The sequence below is a fragment of the uncultured Victivallis sp. genome, from assembly GCF_944391105.1.
Lineage (GTDB): Bacteria > Verrucomicrobiota > Lentisphaeria > Victivallales > Victivallaceae > Victivallis.
On sequence record NZ_CALXSK010000043.1, the window covers coordinates 1 to 18,580 of the forward strand.

Below are 18,580 nucleotides of genomic sequence, written 5' to 3' on the forward strand. Positions count from 1 at the left end.
AGGGGCTGTTGCAAAACCTCACAAGGTATGCGACAGCCCTTTTTCTTTTGAATCTCGGTAAAATTGTGTATAATAAGGCTATGATCAGGAGATGACCATGGCCTATTTTACAAATTTTCAGGACTATTTGTTTCTTTGCTCAGATCTATCCTCTGAGGAAAAGCAAAAACTCGATAATTATCTCAGGATTTTAGAGTACTCAGGCGTAGGGCGAATAATAGCAGAAACAGTTACTAAAAGCATCGAAAAAGGCGGAAGACCATCTCACAATCCGTTTCGTTTATTTTCCGCCATACTATTTGCATTTTCAAAGCATTCGGGAAGTCTTCGACGCATTGAAGACAGCATTCGATTCGACACACGTTTTATGTATTTGATGGAACAAAAAGCTCCGTCATATTCCACGATTTCCAGGTTTTGCAACAACGTAGTTGTTGCAAGACAACGAGAAATATTCTCATGTATCATGAAAGAGATTGTTCGAAAATATGACATCGACATATCTGAAGTCTTTATCGATGGAACAAAGCTTGAAGCCAATGCCAACAAATATAAATTCGTCTGGAAGCCTAGAAAAAAGCATGATAAGTTAAACGAAGGTCTCAGATCAATTATTTCTGCCTATTTTCATTTGCCACCAGGGAAAAAAGAATTTATATCGAAAGAAGTAGCTCAATTTCTCTCTATGCTCAAACAGAAAATTACAGATAGAAACATTCCTATTGTAAGTGGTTCAGGGCATCGGCAGACGCAGATTGTCAAAGATTATCATTCATTGGAGAAAATGTTACTGAAAACATTGCAATATGAAGAAATTGAAGCGATTTGCGGGACGGAACGAAATTCTTATTACAAAACAGACAAAGATGCAACAGCAATGTGTTTGAAAGCGGATTATTATTCAGGCCTTGGAAGTAACATGCATGCCGCGTATTCTCTTCAAATTGTAGTTTCGAAAGGACTGATTCTGGATTACCTTGTATCACAAGATAGAGCCGACAGTAAAACTTTTATACCTTTACTTGACAACTATCATGCTGACTATGGCTCTTTTCCGGAAAAGTTATGCGCAGACAGTGGATATGGTTCGTTGGATAACTACAGGTATATGGCTGCTGTGGGCATAGAAAACTATGTCAAACCGCAGATTTGGCAGAAGATGGTTCGCGGAGAATATATCGATCTATACAGTTTCGATAAAGAACAAAACCTGATTTGTTTGAACGGCAGGAAAGCTGTTAAACTTGATACATATAGAACTCACTCCAGAGGGAAAGAAACTAAGTTTTATCATATTGAAAATTGCAGCGAATGTAAATTTAAACCATTTTGTATGAGATGTGTCGCTGATAAAGAACGCCAAGATAGAGTTTTTGAGGTATGCTATGAACTATATGAATTCAAGAAACAAGCCATACAAAATTTGCTTTCGCCGAAAGGAATAGAAATGCGTATCAATCGTTCCTCCCAAGTAGAAGGAGCTTTCGGCGTCATAAAGCAGGATATGGATTATGAAAGGGTCAGACGAAAAGGTCTCGATAATGTCAGTGCCGAGTGTATGCTCGTTTGTCTGGGATATAACATCCGCAAATTATTTTCTTTTTTCGACGGAAAAGGCAAAACAGATTACTGGATTGCTCCTGCGGATCTTGAACCGGAAGTTCCAAAGAAAGCTAATCTGAAAAGACTCATGAAAAAACACATAATAGGGCAAAATGAAATGCTGAGAGAGTCTTATAAATATGGGAAAAGGGCGGCTGCAAAACTATGAGGTTTTGCAACAGCCCCTTTTCTTTTTCAGTTGTTCTGTTCTTCGATGCTCTCGCGGTAGAATTCCGCGAGGCGGCCGCTGATGGCGTCGTAGCTGTACCGGGTTGAGGCTTCGCGTCGGGCGTTGGTTGTGAGCTTGTCGCGCAGGCCGTAACGGGAAAGCGTCCGGTAGGCGTTCAGCAAACTGCCGAGATTGTCGGGTTCGAAGAGCAGTCCATTTTCGCCGTCCCGCACGAGCTGCTTGAGTCCGCCGACGGCGGAGACGAGCACCGGCAGTCCGGCGCTCCACGCTTCCAGCACGACGATGCCGAACGTCTCGTCTTTCGACGGCATGATGAAGATGTCCGCATCCTGATAGGCCGCGACCAGCCGTTCATCGTCCGCTCCGAGTCCCGGCACGATCGTCACCCGGTCGGAGACCTGCAGATCCCTGGCCAGCTGCGTGAGTTCCTGCAGATAGTAGCGGGTGGTCGGCGGACCGATGATGAGTGCGTGGACGTTCTCCCCCTCTTCCGTGAGAGTCGAGAGGAAGCGCACGAGCAGTTTTTGATTTTTCTGCTCGTCGATGCGTGAAACGCACAGCAGCAGCGTCCGGTAGGGCGGTATGTTGAACGCCTTGCGCACATCGGTTTTCACCGGGGTGGAAAAACGCTCGAAATCGACCCCGTCGGCAAGTCGTAAGATCCGTTTGTTCGGCCAGCGTTCGCGCAAAAAATCCGCTTCTTTTTCGCCGACGCAGACGATTCCGGAGGCGTCGGAGATGACGTTTCGTCTCCAGCCGCAGACCAGCTCGAAGAGTTTTCCGTAGGAGAAGGTGTGACGCAGCGGCCGCTCCAGTTCGGCACGCTCTCGTTCCGTCATCCGCAGATAGTCACGGTGGAAACTTACGATGTAGGGAACATTCCGTTTCCGCGCCGCCGCGCGCACGAGCCCGGCGATGCGTCCGGTGCTGTGGACGTGAAGCAGTGCGTAATCCGCCGATTTGAGATAGTTGTAGAGCGGCAGGCTGACCGGATTGCCGTTGCGGTGATCGAGCTGGAGGCGATCCGTTTCGTTGAGCGGCCAGTAGGGGTAGAAGTACGGAAAACGGCGGATCGCAACTCCGTTGCGCTCCTCGAATTCAACCGGCGCAAGCGCGGTGGTGCTGAGAATGTCCGACTCCACGTTGTGTTTGCGCATTCCGAGCACGCTGTTCCAGATGGTGTTTTCGGTTCCTCCCCACTCTTCGAAGGCGAACCGTCGGAGGATCTGAGCGGTTTTCAGCATGAGATGTTTCCTTTTGCTTGAGCGGCGCGTTCGCCGCGGAAATATGCGTAGTATTCGATCGTCCGCCACAGCAGGATTCCCGGGAGGGCACCGGGGGAGCGCCAGGCTCTCGCGAGTTGCAGGTCTGCGCGGGTTTCCACCGCGAATTTTCGCAGGAATGCGAGAAAGCCGGAGCTCTCTCCCGTTGCTCTGGCGCGGGAGAAGCCGAGCAAACGGCAGAAACTCCAGAGGTTTGTCCAGCCTGGTTCAGGAGATCTCTCCAGCCGCGCTTCCGGCGCATAGGCGATGGTTCCTCCCGCCGCTTCGAGCCGCTTCGCCCACTCCTGCGAAAACGCCAGCGGGAGTGTCGTGTCGAACGGCAGTGCGAGAGCCCGTTTCCGGCGGACCGCCGCTCCCGCAAGGGAGAAGCCGGGATTCTGCCGGGCGAATCTGCGGGCGATGGCGCTGCGCAGTGCGAAGGGGGCGTCGCAGCAAGCCTCCTGTCTGGCGAAAGTCGCCTGAATGTCGGGATTCTCCTCCAGCGGTTTCACCAGGTTGTCCAGATAATCCGCGTCGAGCGGGCAGCTGCCTGCGTGGTTGATGACGATGATTTCGCCGCGGCACTCCGGTATTGCGCGATTCAGCAGTTCCCCCGGAAAATGGCGCCCCGGCGGCATGTGCAGCTGACGCACTTCCGGATAGCCGTCGAGGATAACCGGGGTGCGGTCGTTCGAGTTGTCGTCACAGGAAATGACCTCGAAGTCGCGCCGATTCTGCGCGAAGATCGCAGCCAGTGTCCGGCCTATCCGCTCTTCATTGTTGCGCGAGGGGATTACGATGCTGACCATGTGCAAACTCTTCCGGGACTTCACTTGTTTGATTCAATATACCACGAAACCGCCTTTTTTTCAATCCTCCCGTGCCGGGATGGCGGGCTTTTGGGCGATTTCGGCTGAACCGATGGAATCCGAACCACATTTTTCGAAAAAAAAGGGAAAAGAGTCACCCGGAAGGGTTGATAATTGCCGCGCGGAGCGCTAAGTTAGCTCTCCAGTACGGAATGCGTCTCCGGTACGGAATCGCACGGGGCGGCTTCTGCCGGGCGCAAGAACATCGAAAGGATGGAAGATCATGAATTGTGGAAAAGAAATTTTTGTCGACGGAATCGGCCAGATTCATTTTGCCGGCGGCATGGTGCGGTTCGACTTTGTCACCGTTCAGCCGAAGGAAGGCGGTGCGACGGAAATGCAGGCCGTGCAGCGGGTCATCATGCCGCCGCAGGGATTCCTGAGCATGTTCGGCTCGATGCAGCAGCTCATCGACAAGCTGGTCGAGGCCGGTGTGGTTCAGAAGAACGAGAAGGCGAAGTAATTTTCCGGTTCGGAAGAGAGGATTCGGCATGATGTTTTCCGTGAATTTCCGGTGGATGAGGAACGGCGCTCTGGCTCCGGAGCTGTCGATTTCGCTCTCTGCAGTGGTTCATGGAAGGCGGGAGCCGTTCTGGAGTCTCCCCGGGGAGCTCACTTCGGTTCGCTTTCTGCTCGTGCCGCACGCTCTGCCGCAGGTGACGATCACCGTCTGGAGCGACCGGCCGGTCGTGCCGCCGGCAACGGTGACGAAGAGAGCCGGAAGAACGAGAGTTCCGTGTTCGCCATACCGTCCTGTCCGGACAACAAATCCGTGCGCGTTTGCGTGTTGCTGGCGACTATGAGAAGGAACGTGGAAATCGAAGTCGATCCGGATGGATCGGAGGCGATTTCCATGGTTTTTCCACGGGCGCCCCTGAGAGGAGGGCGTCCTTTTTTTTATCGGATGGCGTGACGTTTCCGCCATTCGGAGGGGGATATGCCGGTACGCCGGCGGAAGAAACGGCTGAACGCATAGATTGTGTCGTAGCCGCAGGCGCGGGCAATTCCGCCGATGGAGTCGGCGGTCTCTTCGAGCAGCCGCCGGGCGGCATTGACGCGCCGTTCCGCAAGATAGTCGCCGAGGGAAATTCCGAGCTCTTCGCGGAATCTGTAACGGAAATGGCTGACGGAAAGTCCCGACTCTGCAGCGAGTTCTTTGATCGAGAGCGGCAGTTCGAGCGCCTGGTTGATCCGGTTCAGTGCGAGGCGGACCGGTGGCGAAAGCGGCGGAACCACGCGTTCGGCCGGATGGCGGGAGAGCTCGCGCAGCAGCAGTACCAGTTCGAAAACGGCACGCAGTATGTCTCCGGCAAGATATGCGTCCACCAGCCGTTCCGCCGCAGCCATCGACTCGTCGTTTGTCTGCATGACCCATTCCGCCGGAAGATAGAATGCCGCTTCCGGCGCTTCGAACGAGATGATGAGCCGATCATATCGTTCGCGGGTTTCCGGAACGCTGCGCTGGAGGTAGGGCTTGACCAGCAGAGCCCGGCCGGAGTCGAGTTCGATCTGGTTGCCGTTGACGATGTATTCGATCGGCCGCGCCGGGAGGATCAGCATGTAACGTGTGCTTATGATCGTGCGCTCATGCGGATAATCGTGCCAGTAGAGGAGCAGATTGGACGGCAGATGCGATGTCCCCTCCGGCGGTTCGAGTCCGCGGAAATAACTCTCCGGTTCCGGCAGTTTCCGGGCTTTTTCAATCAGTTGTTCCTTCATGAGAATCGTTATAATGGTTAAAAATATAATCGTTTCAGCCATTGTTATTTTGAGCTTGAAACGGTATAATATACAACATCCGGATAAAAGATCAAACATGGGAAAGGATAAATATCATGGCGGATATGACGGCGAAGAAGGCTCCGGGATTCCTGAAAAATTCCGTGATTTATCAGATCAATCTGCGGGCGTTCACCCCCGGCGGCACGCTGAAGTCTGCGGAAGAGATGCTGCCGCACATCGCTTCGCTCGGAGTCGATCTGGTCTACCTCTGCCCGATCTTCCTCGCCGACGACGATCCTCGCGAGGAGTTCTGGAGTGAACGGCAGCGGCAGTCCGGCTTCGGCAATCCGCAGAACATGTACCGCATGAAGGATTATTACTCCATCGATCCCGAATACGGCACGGACGACGATTTGAAATCGTTCGTTCGCACCGCGCACGACAACAACCTCCGCGTCCTGCTCGATCTGGTCTATTACCATTGCGGGCCGACGGCAGTGTTCATCGATGAGCATCCGGATTTCGTGGTGCGGGACGAAAACGGCGCGGTCAAGAACGGACTCTGGCATTTCCCGGAACTGAATTTCAAATCTCCCGCGCTGCGCGAATACCTGTGGCGGAACATGGAGTATTTCGTGCGGGAGTTCGATGTTGACGGCTACCGCTGCGACGTTTCCAATGCGGTTCCGCTCGACTTCTGGGAGGAGGGGCGCAGGAGGATCGATGCGCTCAAGCCCGGCATCGTCATGCTCGCTGAGAGTTTCGGAGGCAGTGAGCTTGAGCAGCGAGCGGCGTTCGATATGCAGTACTGCTCTATTCCGCATATCGCGTGTGCGGTTCTGGCCGGGGAGAAACCCGCCTCGGAGTTGCGTCGGGAACACGAGTCGCAGGCTGTCGGCGGACTCACCGGCGCCCGTTTCATCCGCAGTACGGATAATCACGACATTTCAAACGACGAGTATGAGTGCCGGACCGAAAAACTTCACAGTGCCGGTGTCGAGGCCGCGCTGGCATTCTGTTTTCTGATCGACGGCATCCCGTTTCTCTACAACGGGCAGGAGATCGCCGATTCGCGGCGGCACAGCATTTTCAGCAACCGGTTCCACGGGGGCGGGTACATCGGCATCGACTGGTCGAATGCGGCGACTCCGCGTGGAAAGCACCGTATGGCATTCATCCGCAGGATGATCGAGCTGCGTCGCCGCATCCCGGCCCTGACCGAGGGGGAAACCGTCTGGATGGACAGCCCGTTCCCGGAAGCGGTGCTCACGTTCCGGCGGGAAGGGGAGGGCGAGAGCGTCGTCGTCGCCGTGAATCTCGGGCCGGAGGCGCGCACGATTCCGCTGGCCGGACGGCATGTGATCGACAGCGAAGGCGGTGCCGGTTGGTGCGACGGAAGTGCGGAACTGCCCCCGTTCAGCTGTCTCGTTCTGCGTGGTTGACAAGGTTTTTTCGGCAGGTTTTCCGCTGGATCCGGACGAAAGAGCGAATTTCCTCAGGAATATTCGATTTCCGGAGTTGAAATTTCATACTTGAGAGTATATTAATGTTAAAACAGCTGATGCTTCTGTTGCATCGGGGAAGTATGAAGAAGAGTTTGCGGGAAACCGGAGGAAAGGTTTCCCTGTTCAACTAAGGAGAAACAACACAATGGATTACAGCAGAATCATGGCGCTTTTCGCTGCCGGCAGTCTCGTCTGCGGCGGCTTCACCGCATTTGCGGCCGATAACGCCAAACCCGCCGAAGTGAAACCCGCCGAAGTGAAGCCCCTCGAAGCGAAGCCGGAACCGGTGAAACCGGCGGAGGATCCATTCAACGTGATTCCGCCGGTTCTTGCGGAGATCGGCGGCCAGAAGATCACGAAGGACGAGGTCGTCGCGCAGTTGATCGGGAATCTTCCCGGCGGTCAGCTTCCGCCGGGAATCACGGGCGATTTCATCAAGCGGATGCTGCCGAATCTCGCAAAGGGCATCGTGCTTCAGAAGATTCTGGATCTCGAACTTGAGAAGGCCGGGATCAAGCCGAGTGCCGAGCTTGCCAAGGCGAAGCTGAACGAGGAGATCAAGAAAATGGAGAAGATGCAGCTTGCCGCTCTGACCCAGCAGGCGCAGATGCAGGGCAAGACGCTGGAACAGTTTATTGATGAACTTTCGAAGAATCCGGATTTCCAGAAGCAGATTGCCGGTCAGAGCTATCTTGAGGACAAGGTTCTGAAGAACGTCAAGATCGACAAGACCATCGCGCCGGATGCCGCGCAGAAGTTTTACGATGCGAACAAGGATCAGTTCAAGCAGGAGGCCGACAAGCCCGATCAGATCCGCGCCTCCCACATCCTGATCCCCGTCGACGGGAAGGACGCCGCTGCGGACAAGAAGGCGAAGGAAAAGGCTGAGTCGCTCATCAAGATTCTGAAGGAGAAGCCGGCCGAGTTTGAGACGATCGCGAAGGACAACAGCTCCTGTCCGAGCAGTGCGAAGGGTGGCGACCTCGGCGTATTCTCGAAGGGGCAGATGGTTCCGGAGTTTGAAAAGGCGGCGCTTGCGCTGAAGGAGGGCGAGATCACCTCCGAGCCGGTCAAGACTCAGTTCGGCTACCACATCATCCGCCGCAACGCGCTCAAGACCGAGGCCGGCGTGATGCCGTTCGAAAAAGTCAGCGCCGACATCGTCAACTATCTCAAGATGCAGAAGGAGATGGAGGAGCAGCAGGCTCAGCAGAAGGCTTTGATGGAGTATTTCAACAAGCTCGAAAAAGAGTATAAAGTGAAATACAACGTCGAATTGCCGGCCGATATGGGCATGTAATTCCGAAGAGCCGGATTCAAAAGAAACGCACCGTTTGCCGCGGTGCGTTTTTTTTGTACCGGAACTCCCGGCAGAAAAACACCCCGCGAAGTGGAACTTTGCGGGGTGAATTGCTGTTTCAGCAGGAAGCTCAGTCGTCGAGGAAGCCGTCGTCGAGACCGAGCGGCAGCGGCGCCGGGCGCTCGCAGGTGCTTTCGATCTCAACCGGGCGGCCGAGCTCGCTGGATTTGTCGAACGAACACATGATCTCAAGCACGTGATACGCGAGCTTGTTGTTCGCACGGTGCGGACGGCCGGACTTGATCGCGTTGACCATGTCGACCGCGCCGATGCTGCGGGAGTTGTCGGTGTAGCCGAACGGCATCGGCACATCCTGCCACTCCTCGAATCCCTTGCGGAAGACGCGAACCGGACCGCCGAACGTGTTCGGGTCCGGAACCTGCAGCGACCCCTCCGATCCGTAGATTTCGATCGGGCAGTGGCCGTGCTTCCAGACGTCGAAACTGCTGATCATCGTGATGAGCGCGCCGCACTGGAACTCGATCACGCCGGTCAGGTGGGTCGTGACGTTGATCGGATAGACCGGCGGCTGGGTCTCCGGACCGCCGACGCGCATGTCGTCGAACTTCTTCGTGAAGGCGGTTACGCGCTTCGCGGGGCCGAGCATGTTCACAAGCGTGGTCACGTAGTAGGGGCCGAGGTCGAGCATCGGGCCGGCGCCGTAGTCGAAGAAGAACGGAGCCTGGGGCCACTTTTCAGGGCCGCGCCCCATCACGATTGCGGTTCCGGCCAGCGGCTTGCCGATCCAGCCGTCGTCGATGAGTTTGCGGGCGGTCTGCTGGCCGCCGCCGAGGAAGGTGTCCGGGGCGCAGCCGCAGCGCAGATTCTTCTCTTCCGCGAGCTTCAGAACTTTCTTCGCGTCCTCGAGATTCACACCGAACGGCTTTTCGGAATAGGCATGCTTGCCCGCGTTCAGGATTTCGAGATCCACGCGCGAATGCTGTTTCGGCGGGGTCAGATTCAGCACGACTTCGATTTCGGGATCCGAAAGCAGTTCGGCATTCGTCCCTTCCGGATTCGCGTCGTAGGCGCGGAACGTGTTCTCGTTGTAACCGAACTCCTTGAATTCATCCCGCTTCGCGGCCGCGCGGCCCGGCACGATGTCCGACCCCGCGACGATTTCGATGTTGTGAAAGCGCGAAGCCGCCTTCAGATAGGCGCCGGAAATCATTCCGCACCCGATGATGCCGAGTTTTGTTTTTTTCATGATTGTGTTGTTCTCCTTATGCTGAGTCTTTAAGTATGATGCGGACCGGGATCAGCGATTGCCGACGCAGAGTCCGTTTTTCGTCATGTACAGATAGCTCTTCTTGATTCCGCGGTAGATGTCGATCACACAGTTGTCGAGTTCGACGATGACCCATTTGACGAGCTTCGGGTCGGCTTCCGCAAGGATCGCCGGAATCGGCAGCTTGCCGGAGCCGAGCGGAATTTGCGGGATGTCCGGGTCGAGAACGCCGTCCTTCATATGGATCAGAATCGTCCGATCGCGGTAGCGCTTCATCACCTCGACCGGGTCGACCTTGCCATGATTCGCGGACCAGTAGCAGTCCATTTCGAATTTCATCTTCGGGCAGAGTTCGGCGTAGATGTCGTAGGCGATCCGCCCGTCGACCAGTTCGAACTCGAACGCATGGTTGTGCTGGAAGAGCGTGATCCCCTGTTTTTCGAGTTTTTCCTGCCAGTCGGAGGTCATCTCCGCCGTGCGCTTGATCGAATCCATGTCCTTGAATTCATTCGGGCCGAAGCCGCAGACGCAGGTGGAGAGCCCGAGTTCTCCGAGCGTGTCGACGATCTCCGGAATCTGCTCCGCCGAGCGGCACCACGGACCGTGGGCCGAGCACACTTCCATGCCGAGGTCGTTCACGATCTTCTTGAACTCCCGCGGTTTCAGGTCGAAGAACCCGGCCGGTTCAACACCCTTGAAGCCGATGATGGAGACCAGCTTCAGAATGTCGACGAAATCTTTCGCACACTGATCCCGGAACGAGTAGAGCTGTACTGCCGCCTGAAACATTTTCCGACTCCTTTTTTTCCTGTTTTTTTGGGTTTGGGAATTGTAAAAAATACAAATCTCAATATATTCTATAGCGTGAGAATGGATTTGGCAATTTACCAAACCTATTATTTTTTTACCGCTTATCGCAAGGTGGAGGAAATATGCAGGGAATCAACCGGCCGCTTGAACTGCAGGGCGTGAGCATTTTTCTCGCACCTGCGAACCGGCCGATTCGTCCGGCTGAAATTGTCCCGGGCACCGAGATCGTGGAAGTGATGATCGGCGGATGCGTTTACTTTGAACAGGACGGGGAACTGCGGGAGTTTGAGCGCGGGACGATTTTCTGGCACATCGCGGGGGAATACACGATCTTCCGGACGCCTGCGGACGATCCGTACCGCTGCCTCGCGATCCGTTTCCGCGTGCCGGAGGACCGCCGCTCGGTTCCGCGCGTGACCGGCTGGAGCAATGAGGCCGAACTGGACGGTTTCGTGGATGAGGTTGTAAGTCGTTTTCACGACGAAACCATAGACCGCACCTACCTTTGCGAGTATGTCCACCGGCGGCTGTTCTGGGAGAGTTATATCTACAACCGGCGCAGTGTCGCAGCTGCGTATCCCAAGCCGCTGGCCAAGGCGCTTGCCGTGCTCAAGGACGCCTCCGCCTTGACCTTTTCCGTGCGGGATCTCGCGCAGCGTTCCGGCGTGAGCGAGCCGTATCTTTACGCGCTCTTTCACAAGCACCTCGGGGCGAGTCCCCATCAGTATCTGCTCAATTACCGGCTCCGCCTTGCGCGCATCCGTCTGGCGGGAGGAGATGACAACATCAAAACCATCTCCGAGGAGTGCGGTTTTGAAAATCTTGAAAGTTTCTACCGGGCATTCCGGCGCACTTCCGGAATGCCGCCCGGAGAGTATCGACGCCGCCAGCAGCCGAACGGCTGAGCCGGGCGGCGTCCCGGAACGGATGGATCGATCCCGTCAGAAGTTGTGCGAGACGAGGCCGTCGCGCAGCTTCGGTTCGAACCAGGTCGATTTCGGCGGCATGATCTCCCCCGCGTCGGCGATGGCCATGAGCTGATCGACTGTGGTCGCGTGCATCGAGAACGCGATCGCATACTGTTTTGAGTCGACGAGTTTCACAAGCTCCTTCGTGCCGCGGATTCCGCCGATGAAATCGATCTCTTTGCTCGTGCGCGGATCCGCGATTCCAAGCAGCGGGGCAAGGACGTTGTCCTGAAGAATGCTCACATCGAGCTGCTCGATGACGTTCAGCTTTGACGTGTCGAATTTCGGCCTGGCAAGATACCACATGTGCGCAAGATAGAACTTGAATTCGCCCGGCTTTTCAACCTCTCCGTCCGCAGCGGGGAGCACCTCGAACTTCTCTCCGAGCAGAGCCAGAAATTCCGCAGGCGTGTGTCCGTTCAGCGTCCGCACCACGCGGTTGTACGGCAGGATCTTGAGCTGATCGGCCGGAAAGGCGACCGTCAGAAAATAGTTGTAATCCTCTTTGCCGGTGTGGTTCGGATTCTTCGGCGCGCACTCCGCCGCGGTGCGCGCGGCAGCGGCGCTGCGATGGTGGCCGTCGGCGATGTAGAAGACCGGCACTTCCTTGCGGAAGAGATCGGAAAGTTTTTCGCTGGTCGCTTCGTCGATGCGCCAGAGCGTGTGGCGAATCCCGTCCGGCGCAGTGAAGTTGAAGAGCGGCTCCTTTTTGAGCTCCTGCTCGATCACTTCGTCGATGTCGGCTTTGCCGCGGTAGGTGAAGAAGGCCGGGCCGGTATGACTGCGCAGCTCCATGACATGACGCGTGCGGTCGTCCTCCTTGTCCTGGCGGGTTTTCTCATGTTTCTTGATGATGCCGGCCCGGTATTCGGCGGCGGAAGCCGCTCCGATCACGCCGGTCTGGATCTGGTCGCCCATCTGCAGCTGATAGAGGTAGAGGTGTTTCCCCTCGTCGACGGTGAGAGGAACTTCGCGGCAGAGCCGCCGGAATGCCTCGCCCGCCTGGCGATAGACCCTCTCGTCGTGCAGATCGATGCCGTGTTCCAGATCGATTTCGGGACGCGACACGTGCAGAAAGCTGAACGGATTGTCTTTCGCAAGTTCAGCGGCTTCGCGCGTGTTCACCACGTCATAGGGGACGGCGGCCACCTGCGCAGCGCGTTCCCGGGAGGGCAGCAGTCCGTGGAAAGGAAGAAGTTCGGCCATATTCTGATATCTCCTTGTGTATGAATGGATGGATGAACGATCACTGGAAGGTTTCGTCCCTTCCTGAGTCAAGAATCCTGTCTTCGAGCGTCTGCATCGATTCGTTCCAGTACGAGAGCCTGAGAACTTTGCTGTGAATACATTCGCCCGGGGCGATTTCGCACTCTCCGGTCGGTTTCACTCCGCCGCACGGTCCATTCGGCAGCCGTTTCGGGCAACTCTCCGGGCAGACGAATTCCGTCTGCGGCAGCCGGCAGTTGTGACAGCCGCGGCAGGAGGCGAAGAGCCGCTTGAGCAGTCTGCGCGAATCCGCGCGCTGCTCGTCCGCGTGTTCGAAGAGAAAACGGCGCAGCCGGAACGACAATTTTTCTCCGGGCGAAATCTTCGGCTCTCCAAAATCGCGCACTGCAGGGTGTTCCTCCTCGGGATAGGCGCGTCGCAGCGTGTGGTCGTAGAGATAGAAACTGCTCGTGAACGGAGACATTTCCGCGCGTGCCAGGTAGGAATTGTACTCTTCAAGCCAGCTGTCGAAATTGTCGAACTCCTTGAGTGCGTTTGCAATGCGTTCGGCGGCGATCTTGGCGCGGCTCGGAGTTTCGGCCCCGGCGAGCTGAATCCCGCTGAAGCCGAGCAGCCGGCAGCCGGCAGCCTGGAGCTCAATCCGCCGGAACTGGGCGGCTTCGAACTGGTTCTGCGAATAGCGCAGCTCCTTTTCGAGAATTTTCTGAAAATCGCGCGAGATGTAGATCCCCGGATATTCGCCGGCAAGGATTTTTTCAACCAGATTCGGGGTGAGCAGAACGAGCCGCGCGATCATCGGATCGTAGAGGTTTCTCCCGGAAAAATACCAGCGCAGCGACTGAAGTTTGAGCATATCCCATCCCGCCTGCGCGACGACGAACGACGCTCCTGCGTTCAGCTTTTTCACAAGTTTGAAATACTGCCCCATCATCGTATAGGGGGTGTAGACGTAGGGGTTCACCGTTCCTCCGAGGAAGAACGGCTGCGGCCGCGCCGAAAGTCCGCGGAGAATTTCCACGCTTTCCGTGAATACGCGTTTGCGGCACTCGCGCAGCGTGTCCCCCGGGATGCAGTTGCCGCTCACCGGCACGATGTTGAAGTTGCGGCTCTTTGCGGCCGCGTCGGCGAGCTGTTCGAGCTCTTCGGCCGTGGTGTTGCGTCCGGAGAGGTAGATGACGTGGCGGTCGCGGTTCTCCTCTCGCAGCGCATTCGCATATTCGACCGCCCGCCAGGCGTCAAGATTGAGATAGCGGTCGGTGATTGCCAGCGCGGCGTTCACCCCCGGAACCGACAGCACCGCCGATTCCAGCGCGGCTAGCCGTTCCCCCGCTGCGATCGGATCGTTCGACAGACTCGGAGAAGAACTCTCCACCAGAAGTACGAACTCCCCGTTGCTGAGCGCATTCCGGAAACGGTTCACTGGAGGGGTCGACTGTTTTTCAGGTTCACTCATGGGTAGACTCCAGTTCTTTTTTCAGGGTCTCTTCCGTCTGCCTCCGCCCCGGATCAAACAGGAAGAATACGCCGCCGAGGAGGTTGAAGAAGAGAACCGTCGCCGTGTAAAGCAGCTGCCCGGTCTTGGCGTCGCCCACGGCGATGCTTCCGGCGGCCAGAATCGTGATGATCACCAGATCGCGTCCCCCGATTCCCCCGGGACAGAGCGGGATGAGTCCCGCGATGTTTCCGATCGTCACGGCGGTGATGAGCGTGAGCGCCGGAACCGTGATCTCAAGCCCTCCCATGATGCAGGCGAATGCCGCAACAGTCATCAGGTGGACGAAGAGGATGCTCACGATCACAAGGAGTGTCAGTTCCTTCCACTGTTTCGCATAGATGTCGGTCGCGGCGGTCATGCGCGAGACCATGCCGTGCGTGATGCGATCCCCCCAGTGCATCAGATCCCCGAAGAGCGGGAGTTTTTCGATTCTGCGATGGAAAAAGATTACGCACGATGCTCCGAGACCCGCAAGACAGAGGCCCGCAAGCGCGAAAATTCCGACCCTTCGCATGCCGTCGGTCAGCGGAAGCTGCGGAAGCTCCACCTTCATGAGCAGCGGCGCGGCCGGAATGAGCAGTCCGAGCGCCAGCACGAAGAGCGCAATCATTCCGATGATCCGGTCCATGAGGATCGTGAATGCTCCTTCCACCTTGCTGCCCGCCTTCGACCGTTTGGACAGCACGCCCATTTTGACCACGTCTCCGCCGATCGCTCCGCCGGGAATCACGAGCGAAAAGAAGTTTCCCTGCATGGTCAGCGAGACCGCTTCGAAGCCAGAGAGCCGTACTCCGAGCATCCGGGTCAGCCGATGCCAGCGCCAGGCGCAGACGAGAATGTGTCCGAGATAGATCCCGCATGCCGGAATGAGCCACCAGTAGTTGAATGTGCGGAAACTTGCCGCAATTTCCTCCGGATTGCGCAGCACGAGATAGGCCACAATGCCTCCCGCAATCGCGAGTTTGGCAAAGAACCAGAGAAACTTTTTCAGCTTTGCAAACGAACTCATTTGAAAAAAACCTTGTTGCATTGTCTATTAAAATAGCATGAAAACCGCTTTTCGGCAATTGTCGAGGGGGGCTATTTTTTCGGTTTTTTCGCGGCGGCGCCGCTCTTGAAATCAGGAGGAGATGTCATGAAATATATCGGAGCCCATGTCAGTATTTCGGGGGGCGTGGAGAATGCGCCTCTCAACGCGCACGCACTCGGGGCGACCGCGTTCGCAATGTTTACGAAGAACCAGCGGCAGTGGAGCGCGCCGCCGCTTTCGCCCGAATCGATCGCCGCGTTCCGGGCGAACTGCGAGGCGTTCGGGTATCGACCTGAGCTGATTCTGCCGCACGACACTTATCTCATCAATCTCGGCCAGCCGGATCCCGGGAAACGGAAACGTTCGCTCGCGGCGTTCATCGATGAACTCCGGCGCTGCGACGAGCTCGGGCTTGTGAAGCTGAACTTCCATCCGGGCAGCCACTTGAAGGAGGTGACGCTGGAGGAGGAGCTTCGGCTCATCGCCGCAAGCGTCCGCGAAGCGGTCGATACGGTTCCGAATGTCGCGGCGGTATTCGAGAACACCGCCGGGCAGGGAACGAACGTCGGATTCGCGTTCGAACAGATCGCCGAGATGCTCGAACTGGTCGATCGTCCCGGACGGGTCGGCGTCTGCATCGACACCTGCCACTCCTATGCGGCGGGATACGATCTGAGGACGCCGGAAGGATATGAGAAGACTTTTTCCGATTTCGAACGGCTGATCGGTTTCGAATATTTGCAGGGGATGCACCTGAACGATTCCAAAAGCGTGCTCGGCGGCCGTCTCGACCGCCACAACAGCATCGGGGAAGGGGAGCTGGGACTGGAGTTTTTCCGGCGACTCATGCAGGATGAACGTTTCGACGGCATTCCGCTGATTCTGGAAACCCCGAATGAGGAGATCTGGTCCCGGGAGATCGCGATGCTCAAAGAGTTTGCAAATGCGGTTCCGCCCGCTGCCGGAAACTAGGGTTGTTCCGCGGCGGTCGTTTTCAGGGGTTTCTGCTGAGGTGCCGGCGCGGATTTCGACATGGTCATCCAGCGGAATCCCCAGTATCCGCCCCAGGCGCACAGCGCGGCCAGAAGCAGAATCAGCAGAATTCGCAACGGCCAGTTGCTGATCGGGTGGCTGAAGTAATTGACCAGATCACGTTTCAGGAGGGTCGCCTTCGGGAGCTTCGGCGCGTATGTGAAGATCGTCCCCATCCGGCGGCTGAGCCGCATCGGGCGGTTGACCGCAACTCCGTTCGCTTCCAGAAAGCGGGAGAGGTTTCTGCGGTAGAGTTTGACGAGCGAGACCACCACGACCGGTCCCCCGAAAATAAGAATGATCCCGAGCAGCACCGCCAGCACATTCCAGATGGAGACGTGGGCGAGTTGCTTGACGATGAATGCGATTGAACTCCCGAGTGCCGCGATTCCGATTCCGCTGCCCATGAGCATCATGGAGCCGGAAACCGCCGGCGTTTGCGCCTTGGCCGCCTGGGCTGCGGGCAGGGCGCCGGGTGCAGTCGTTGCGGTCGTCGCGGCGGAGTTGAGGTTCACTTCGAGCTGTTTCTGCGCATCCTGACTTTTGGTTGAGAAGAAGCGGTCGGCCAGATTGGCGATGAACTCTCCGAACTTGTAAAACGGCATGCGCAGCGCTTCGGAAATTGAAACCGGCTGTTGAACGACATCGATGATTCTTGCGTCCCACAGCGATCCGTCCGCGGCGAAGAAGATTCCATACTTGCCTACAAAGAAGTTATGGATGTTCCTGCTGGTGACGGCGACGGCCAGTTTCATGGTTCTTGCCGCGTCCGGCGTTCCGGTCGAGGCATCCAGGTAGATCACGCAGATGTTGCTGCGCTGGACGATGTTCTTATGTTCCGCGACGTTCTGCACAATCGAGCAGAGAGTAAGGCACATCCCGTCCATGACGAGTTTCCCCGCCTGCAGCAGCGACGGCGCATCAGGGTTGAACAGAAGACTTAAATTGATATAGTTGTTCAGAAACTCCTTCAGCCCGGCCTGGAACAGAATCAGCTTGTGCAGCTGGTTGCAGGCGCCGATTCTGGGGGCGACCGCCAGATCCGCAGCGAGCATTTCGCGCAGTTGATCGACCCGTTCGGGCCGCGTCAGACATCGGAGCGTTTCGAGGTCGAGCCCGCCGGAAGGATCCTCCGGTCTGGAGGAGAGCCAGGCCGCATAGGGGGCGAACTTCTCTTTGAGCCGCTCCCATTCCGGTTGGGAAAGTTTGGACTCCTTCAGAAGGTGTTTGAGATGTTTGTCGGCAGCAAATGCAAGCAGCGCATCGCGTTGAAGGGGATTCAGCCGGGTGTTGAAGTCGAGTTTCCCGTCGTTGCGCGGTTCCGCCGGAGGTGCGGCGGAAAAGAAGCTGCGGATTGCGGGATTGTTCAGCAGGTCGATCGTATTTTCCACCTTCCCGAGCCGCTGCGGCGCTTCCGTGCTGAAATTGAGTGCTTCGCATGCGATGAAATAATTGTCGATTTCGGAGGCGACTGCGGCGTACTTCTGATAGGAGGCCGCGGTATCTTCCCCGAACGGCAGAAGCGTTTCCGGATCTTTGCCCGGAGCGTCCGCCCAGGCCAGGAAATTCGTCGCCGCGCTGACGAACGAGTCGAGGATGGTTCCATCGATGCCCTCGCTGCCGCTGACATCCCGGATGCTGCCGAACGCCTTCATCGCAGTCCGGATGAGTTCTTCCGCTTCCGGTGTGTCCGCCGCTTCCGGCGGAATGACGCCGTCGCCGTTGCGACGGGCGCATGCGATGATTTGCTGGTCGTTCCGGATTTGCGCAAGGGTGATCCGGTCGGCCGAATCGTCTCCCAGGTTCGTGAGCACGAGTTTTGCGGAGTCGAGGAGGGCCGCCCCTTCCGGGGTGGAGTCGTCGATGGCGGAGAGGAGCAGCGTGTCGCTGCCTTCTTCGAATCCATGAAAATCCCGGAGCACCCCGAGAAACCAGACGACGGCACGTTTCACCTCGCCGGTTCGGATTTTGCCGTTCATATCGTCGTCAAGAAAGGCGAGGAACCGCTCGTCGCAGCGCATCGATGTGACGCTTATGCTGTTCAGCGCCCAGTGCGCTTCATCGAGTTCGAGGAGTTCGCGGAGATCGTCGGCGTTCTCGACCAGCGGTTGATAGGAGCCGCCGATCAGGCGGAACTCCAGTTTGTGCGCTTGCGGTTCTCCTGGGCTTTTCTTCATATTCCGACTGCTTTTCTTCCGGAATCCGGTTATGGTTTCCGCTCCTTTTCTAGAATATACAATGGAAAAGGTTCGGAAACCATCTTCCATTCAAAAAAAATAC

General features: G+C 56.7%; 16 protein-coding genes. 7 read left to right on the forward strand and 9 right to left on the reverse strand.

Annotated features, from left to right (window positions below; all coding sequences use genetic code 11):
- Positions 1 to 97: 97 nt before the first annotated feature.
- Positions 98 to 1,771, forward strand: coding sequence for a transposase (locus Q0K10_RS12280; RefSeq protein WP_294507490.1), 1,674 nt, complete (start codon positions 98 to 100; stop codon positions 1,769 to 1,771).
- A gap of 26 nt (positions 1,772 to 1,797) precedes the next feature.
- On the opposite strand, the gene Q0K10_RS12285 is transcribed toward Q0K10_RS12280, so the two are convergent.
- Together Q0K10_RS12285 and Q0K10_RS12290 are read right to left on the reverse strand one after the other, a co-directional pair.
- The gene (locus Q0K10_RS12285) at positions 1,798 to 3,036 is read right to left on the reverse strand and encodes a glycosyltransferase family 4 protein (RefSeq protein ID WP_294507492.1); all 1,239 of its coding nucleotides are present in this window, start codon (positions 3,034 to 3,036) and stop codon (positions 1,798 to 1,800) included.
- Positions 3,030 to 3,863, reverse strand: a complete 834-nt coding sequence (locus Q0K10_RS12290) for a glycosyltransferase family A protein (RefSeq protein ID WP_294507494.1) — start codon at positions 3,861 to 3,863, stop codon at positions 3,030 to 3,032. The genes Q0K10_RS12285 and Q0K10_RS12290 overlap by 7 nt, the downstream gene beginning before the upstream one ends.
- Positions 3,864 to 4,146: 283 nt before the next feature.
- Here Q0K10_RS12290 and Q0K10_RS12295 point away from each other — a divergent pair, with 283 nt between their 5' ends.
- Both Q0K10_RS12295 and Q0K10_RS12300 read left to right on the forward strand, forming a co-directional pair.
- A complete protein-coding gene (locus Q0K10_RS12295; RefSeq protein WP_294507495.1) occupies positions 4,147 to 4,386 on the forward strand; it encodes a hypothetical protein in 240 nt (79 codons plus the stop codon).
- A 28-nt stretch (positions 4,387 to 4,414) separates the two neighbouring features.
- Complete coding sequence (locus Q0K10_RS12300; protein WP_294507497.1) at positions 4,415 to 4,726, forward strand: hypothetical protein; 312 nt, start codon at positions 4,415 to 4,417, stop codon at positions 4,724 to 4,726.
- Between the two features lie 94 nt (positions 4,727 to 4,820).
- Here the strand turns inward: Q0K10_RS12300 and Q0K10_RS12305 are convergent, their stop codons facing one another.
- Complete coding sequence (locus Q0K10_RS12305) at positions 4,821 to 5,642, reverse strand: AraC family transcriptional regulator (protein ID WP_294507499.1); 822 nt, start codon at positions 5,640 to 5,642, stop codon at positions 4,821 to 4,823.
- A 116-nt stretch (positions 5,643 to 5,758) separates the two neighbouring features.
- On the opposite strand from Q0K10_RS12305, the gene Q0K10_RS12310 reads away from it, so the two are divergent.
- Positions 5,759 to 7,087, forward strand: a complete 1,329-nt coding sequence (locus tag Q0K10_RS12310; protein WP_294507501.1) for an alpha-amylase family glycosyl hydrolase — start codon at positions 5,759 to 5,761, stop codon at positions 7,085 to 7,087.
- A gap of 208 nt (positions 7,088 to 7,295) precedes the next feature.
- Positions 7,296 to 8,450, forward strand: coding sequence for a peptidylprolyl isomerase (locus Q0K10_RS12315; RefSeq protein WP_294507503.1), 1,155 nt, complete (start codon positions 7,296 to 7,298; stop codon positions 8,448 to 8,450).
- Positions 8,451 to 8,580: 130 nt separating this feature from the next.
- Here the strand turns inward: Q0K10_RS12315 and Q0K10_RS12320 are convergent, their stop codons facing one another.
- Positions 8,581 to 9,717, reverse strand: coding sequence for a Gfo/Idh/MocA family oxidoreductase (locus Q0K10_RS12320; RefSeq protein ID WP_294507505.1), 1,137 nt, complete (start codon positions 9,715 to 9,717; stop codon positions 8,581 to 8,583).
- A 51-nt stretch (positions 9,718 to 9,768) separates the two neighbouring features.
- Positions 9,769 to 10,527, reverse strand: a complete 759-nt coding sequence (locus Q0K10_RS12325; RefSeq protein WP_294507507.1) for a sugar phosphate isomerase/epimerase — start codon at positions 10,525 to 10,527, stop codon at positions 9,769 to 9,771.
- Positions 10,528 to 10,670: 143 nt separating this feature from the next.
- On the opposite strand from Q0K10_RS12325, the gene Q0K10_RS12330 reads away from it, so the two are divergent.
- On the forward strand, positions 10,671 to 11,453 hold the full coding sequence (locus Q0K10_RS12330; RefSeq protein WP_294507509.1) for an AraC family transcriptional regulator: 783 nt from the start codon (positions 10,671 to 10,673) through the stop codon (positions 11,451 to 11,453).
- Between the two features lie 36 nt (positions 11,454 to 11,489).
- On the opposite strand, the gene Q0K10_RS12335 is transcribed toward Q0K10_RS12330, so the two are convergent.
- The 3 genes from Q0K10_RS12335 to Q0K10_RS12345 are packed head-to-tail and all read right to left on the reverse strand — an operon-like array spanning position 11,490 to position 15,247.
- Positions 11,490 to 12,722 (reverse strand): DUF1015 family protein, encoded by a 1,233-nt coding sequence (locus Q0K10_RS12335; protein ID WP_294507511.1) that lies wholly within the window; start codon positions 12,720 to 12,722, stop codon positions 11,490 to 11,492.
- A gap of 40 nt (positions 12,723 to 12,762) precedes the next feature.
- Entirely contained in the window at positions 12,763 to 14,196 is a 1,434-nt protein-coding gene (locus Q0K10_RS12340; protein ID WP_294507513.1) for a methylenetetrahydrofolate reductase C-terminal domain-containing protein, read from the reverse strand.
- Positions 14,189 to 15,247: a lysylphosphatidylglycerol synthase transmembrane domain-containing protein gene (locus Q0K10_RS12345; protein WP_294507515.1), complete on the reverse strand. Its 1,059-nt coding sequence runs from the start codon at positions 15,245 to 15,247 to the stop codon at positions 14,189 to 14,191. The genes Q0K10_RS12340 and Q0K10_RS12345 overlap by 8 nt, the downstream gene beginning before the upstream one ends.
- Before the next feature lie 126 nt (positions 15,248 to 15,373).
- Between Q0K10_RS12345 and nfo the strand changes: the two genes are divergently transcribed.
- Positions 15,374 to 16,240, forward strand: coding sequence for a deoxyribonuclease IV (gene nfo / locus Q0K10_RS12350; RefSeq protein ID WP_294507518.1), 867 nt, complete (start codon positions 15,374 to 15,376; stop codon positions 16,238 to 16,240).
- Here nfo and Q0K10_RS12355 read toward each other — a convergent pair.
- Positions 16,237 to 18,477, reverse strand: coding sequence for a hypothetical protein (locus tag Q0K10_RS12355; RefSeq protein ID WP_294507520.1), 2,241 nt, complete (start codon positions 18,475 to 18,477; stop codon positions 16,237 to 16,239). The genes nfo and Q0K10_RS12355 overlap by 4 nt on opposite strands.
- Positions 18,478 to 18,580 lie beyond the last annotated feature (103 nt).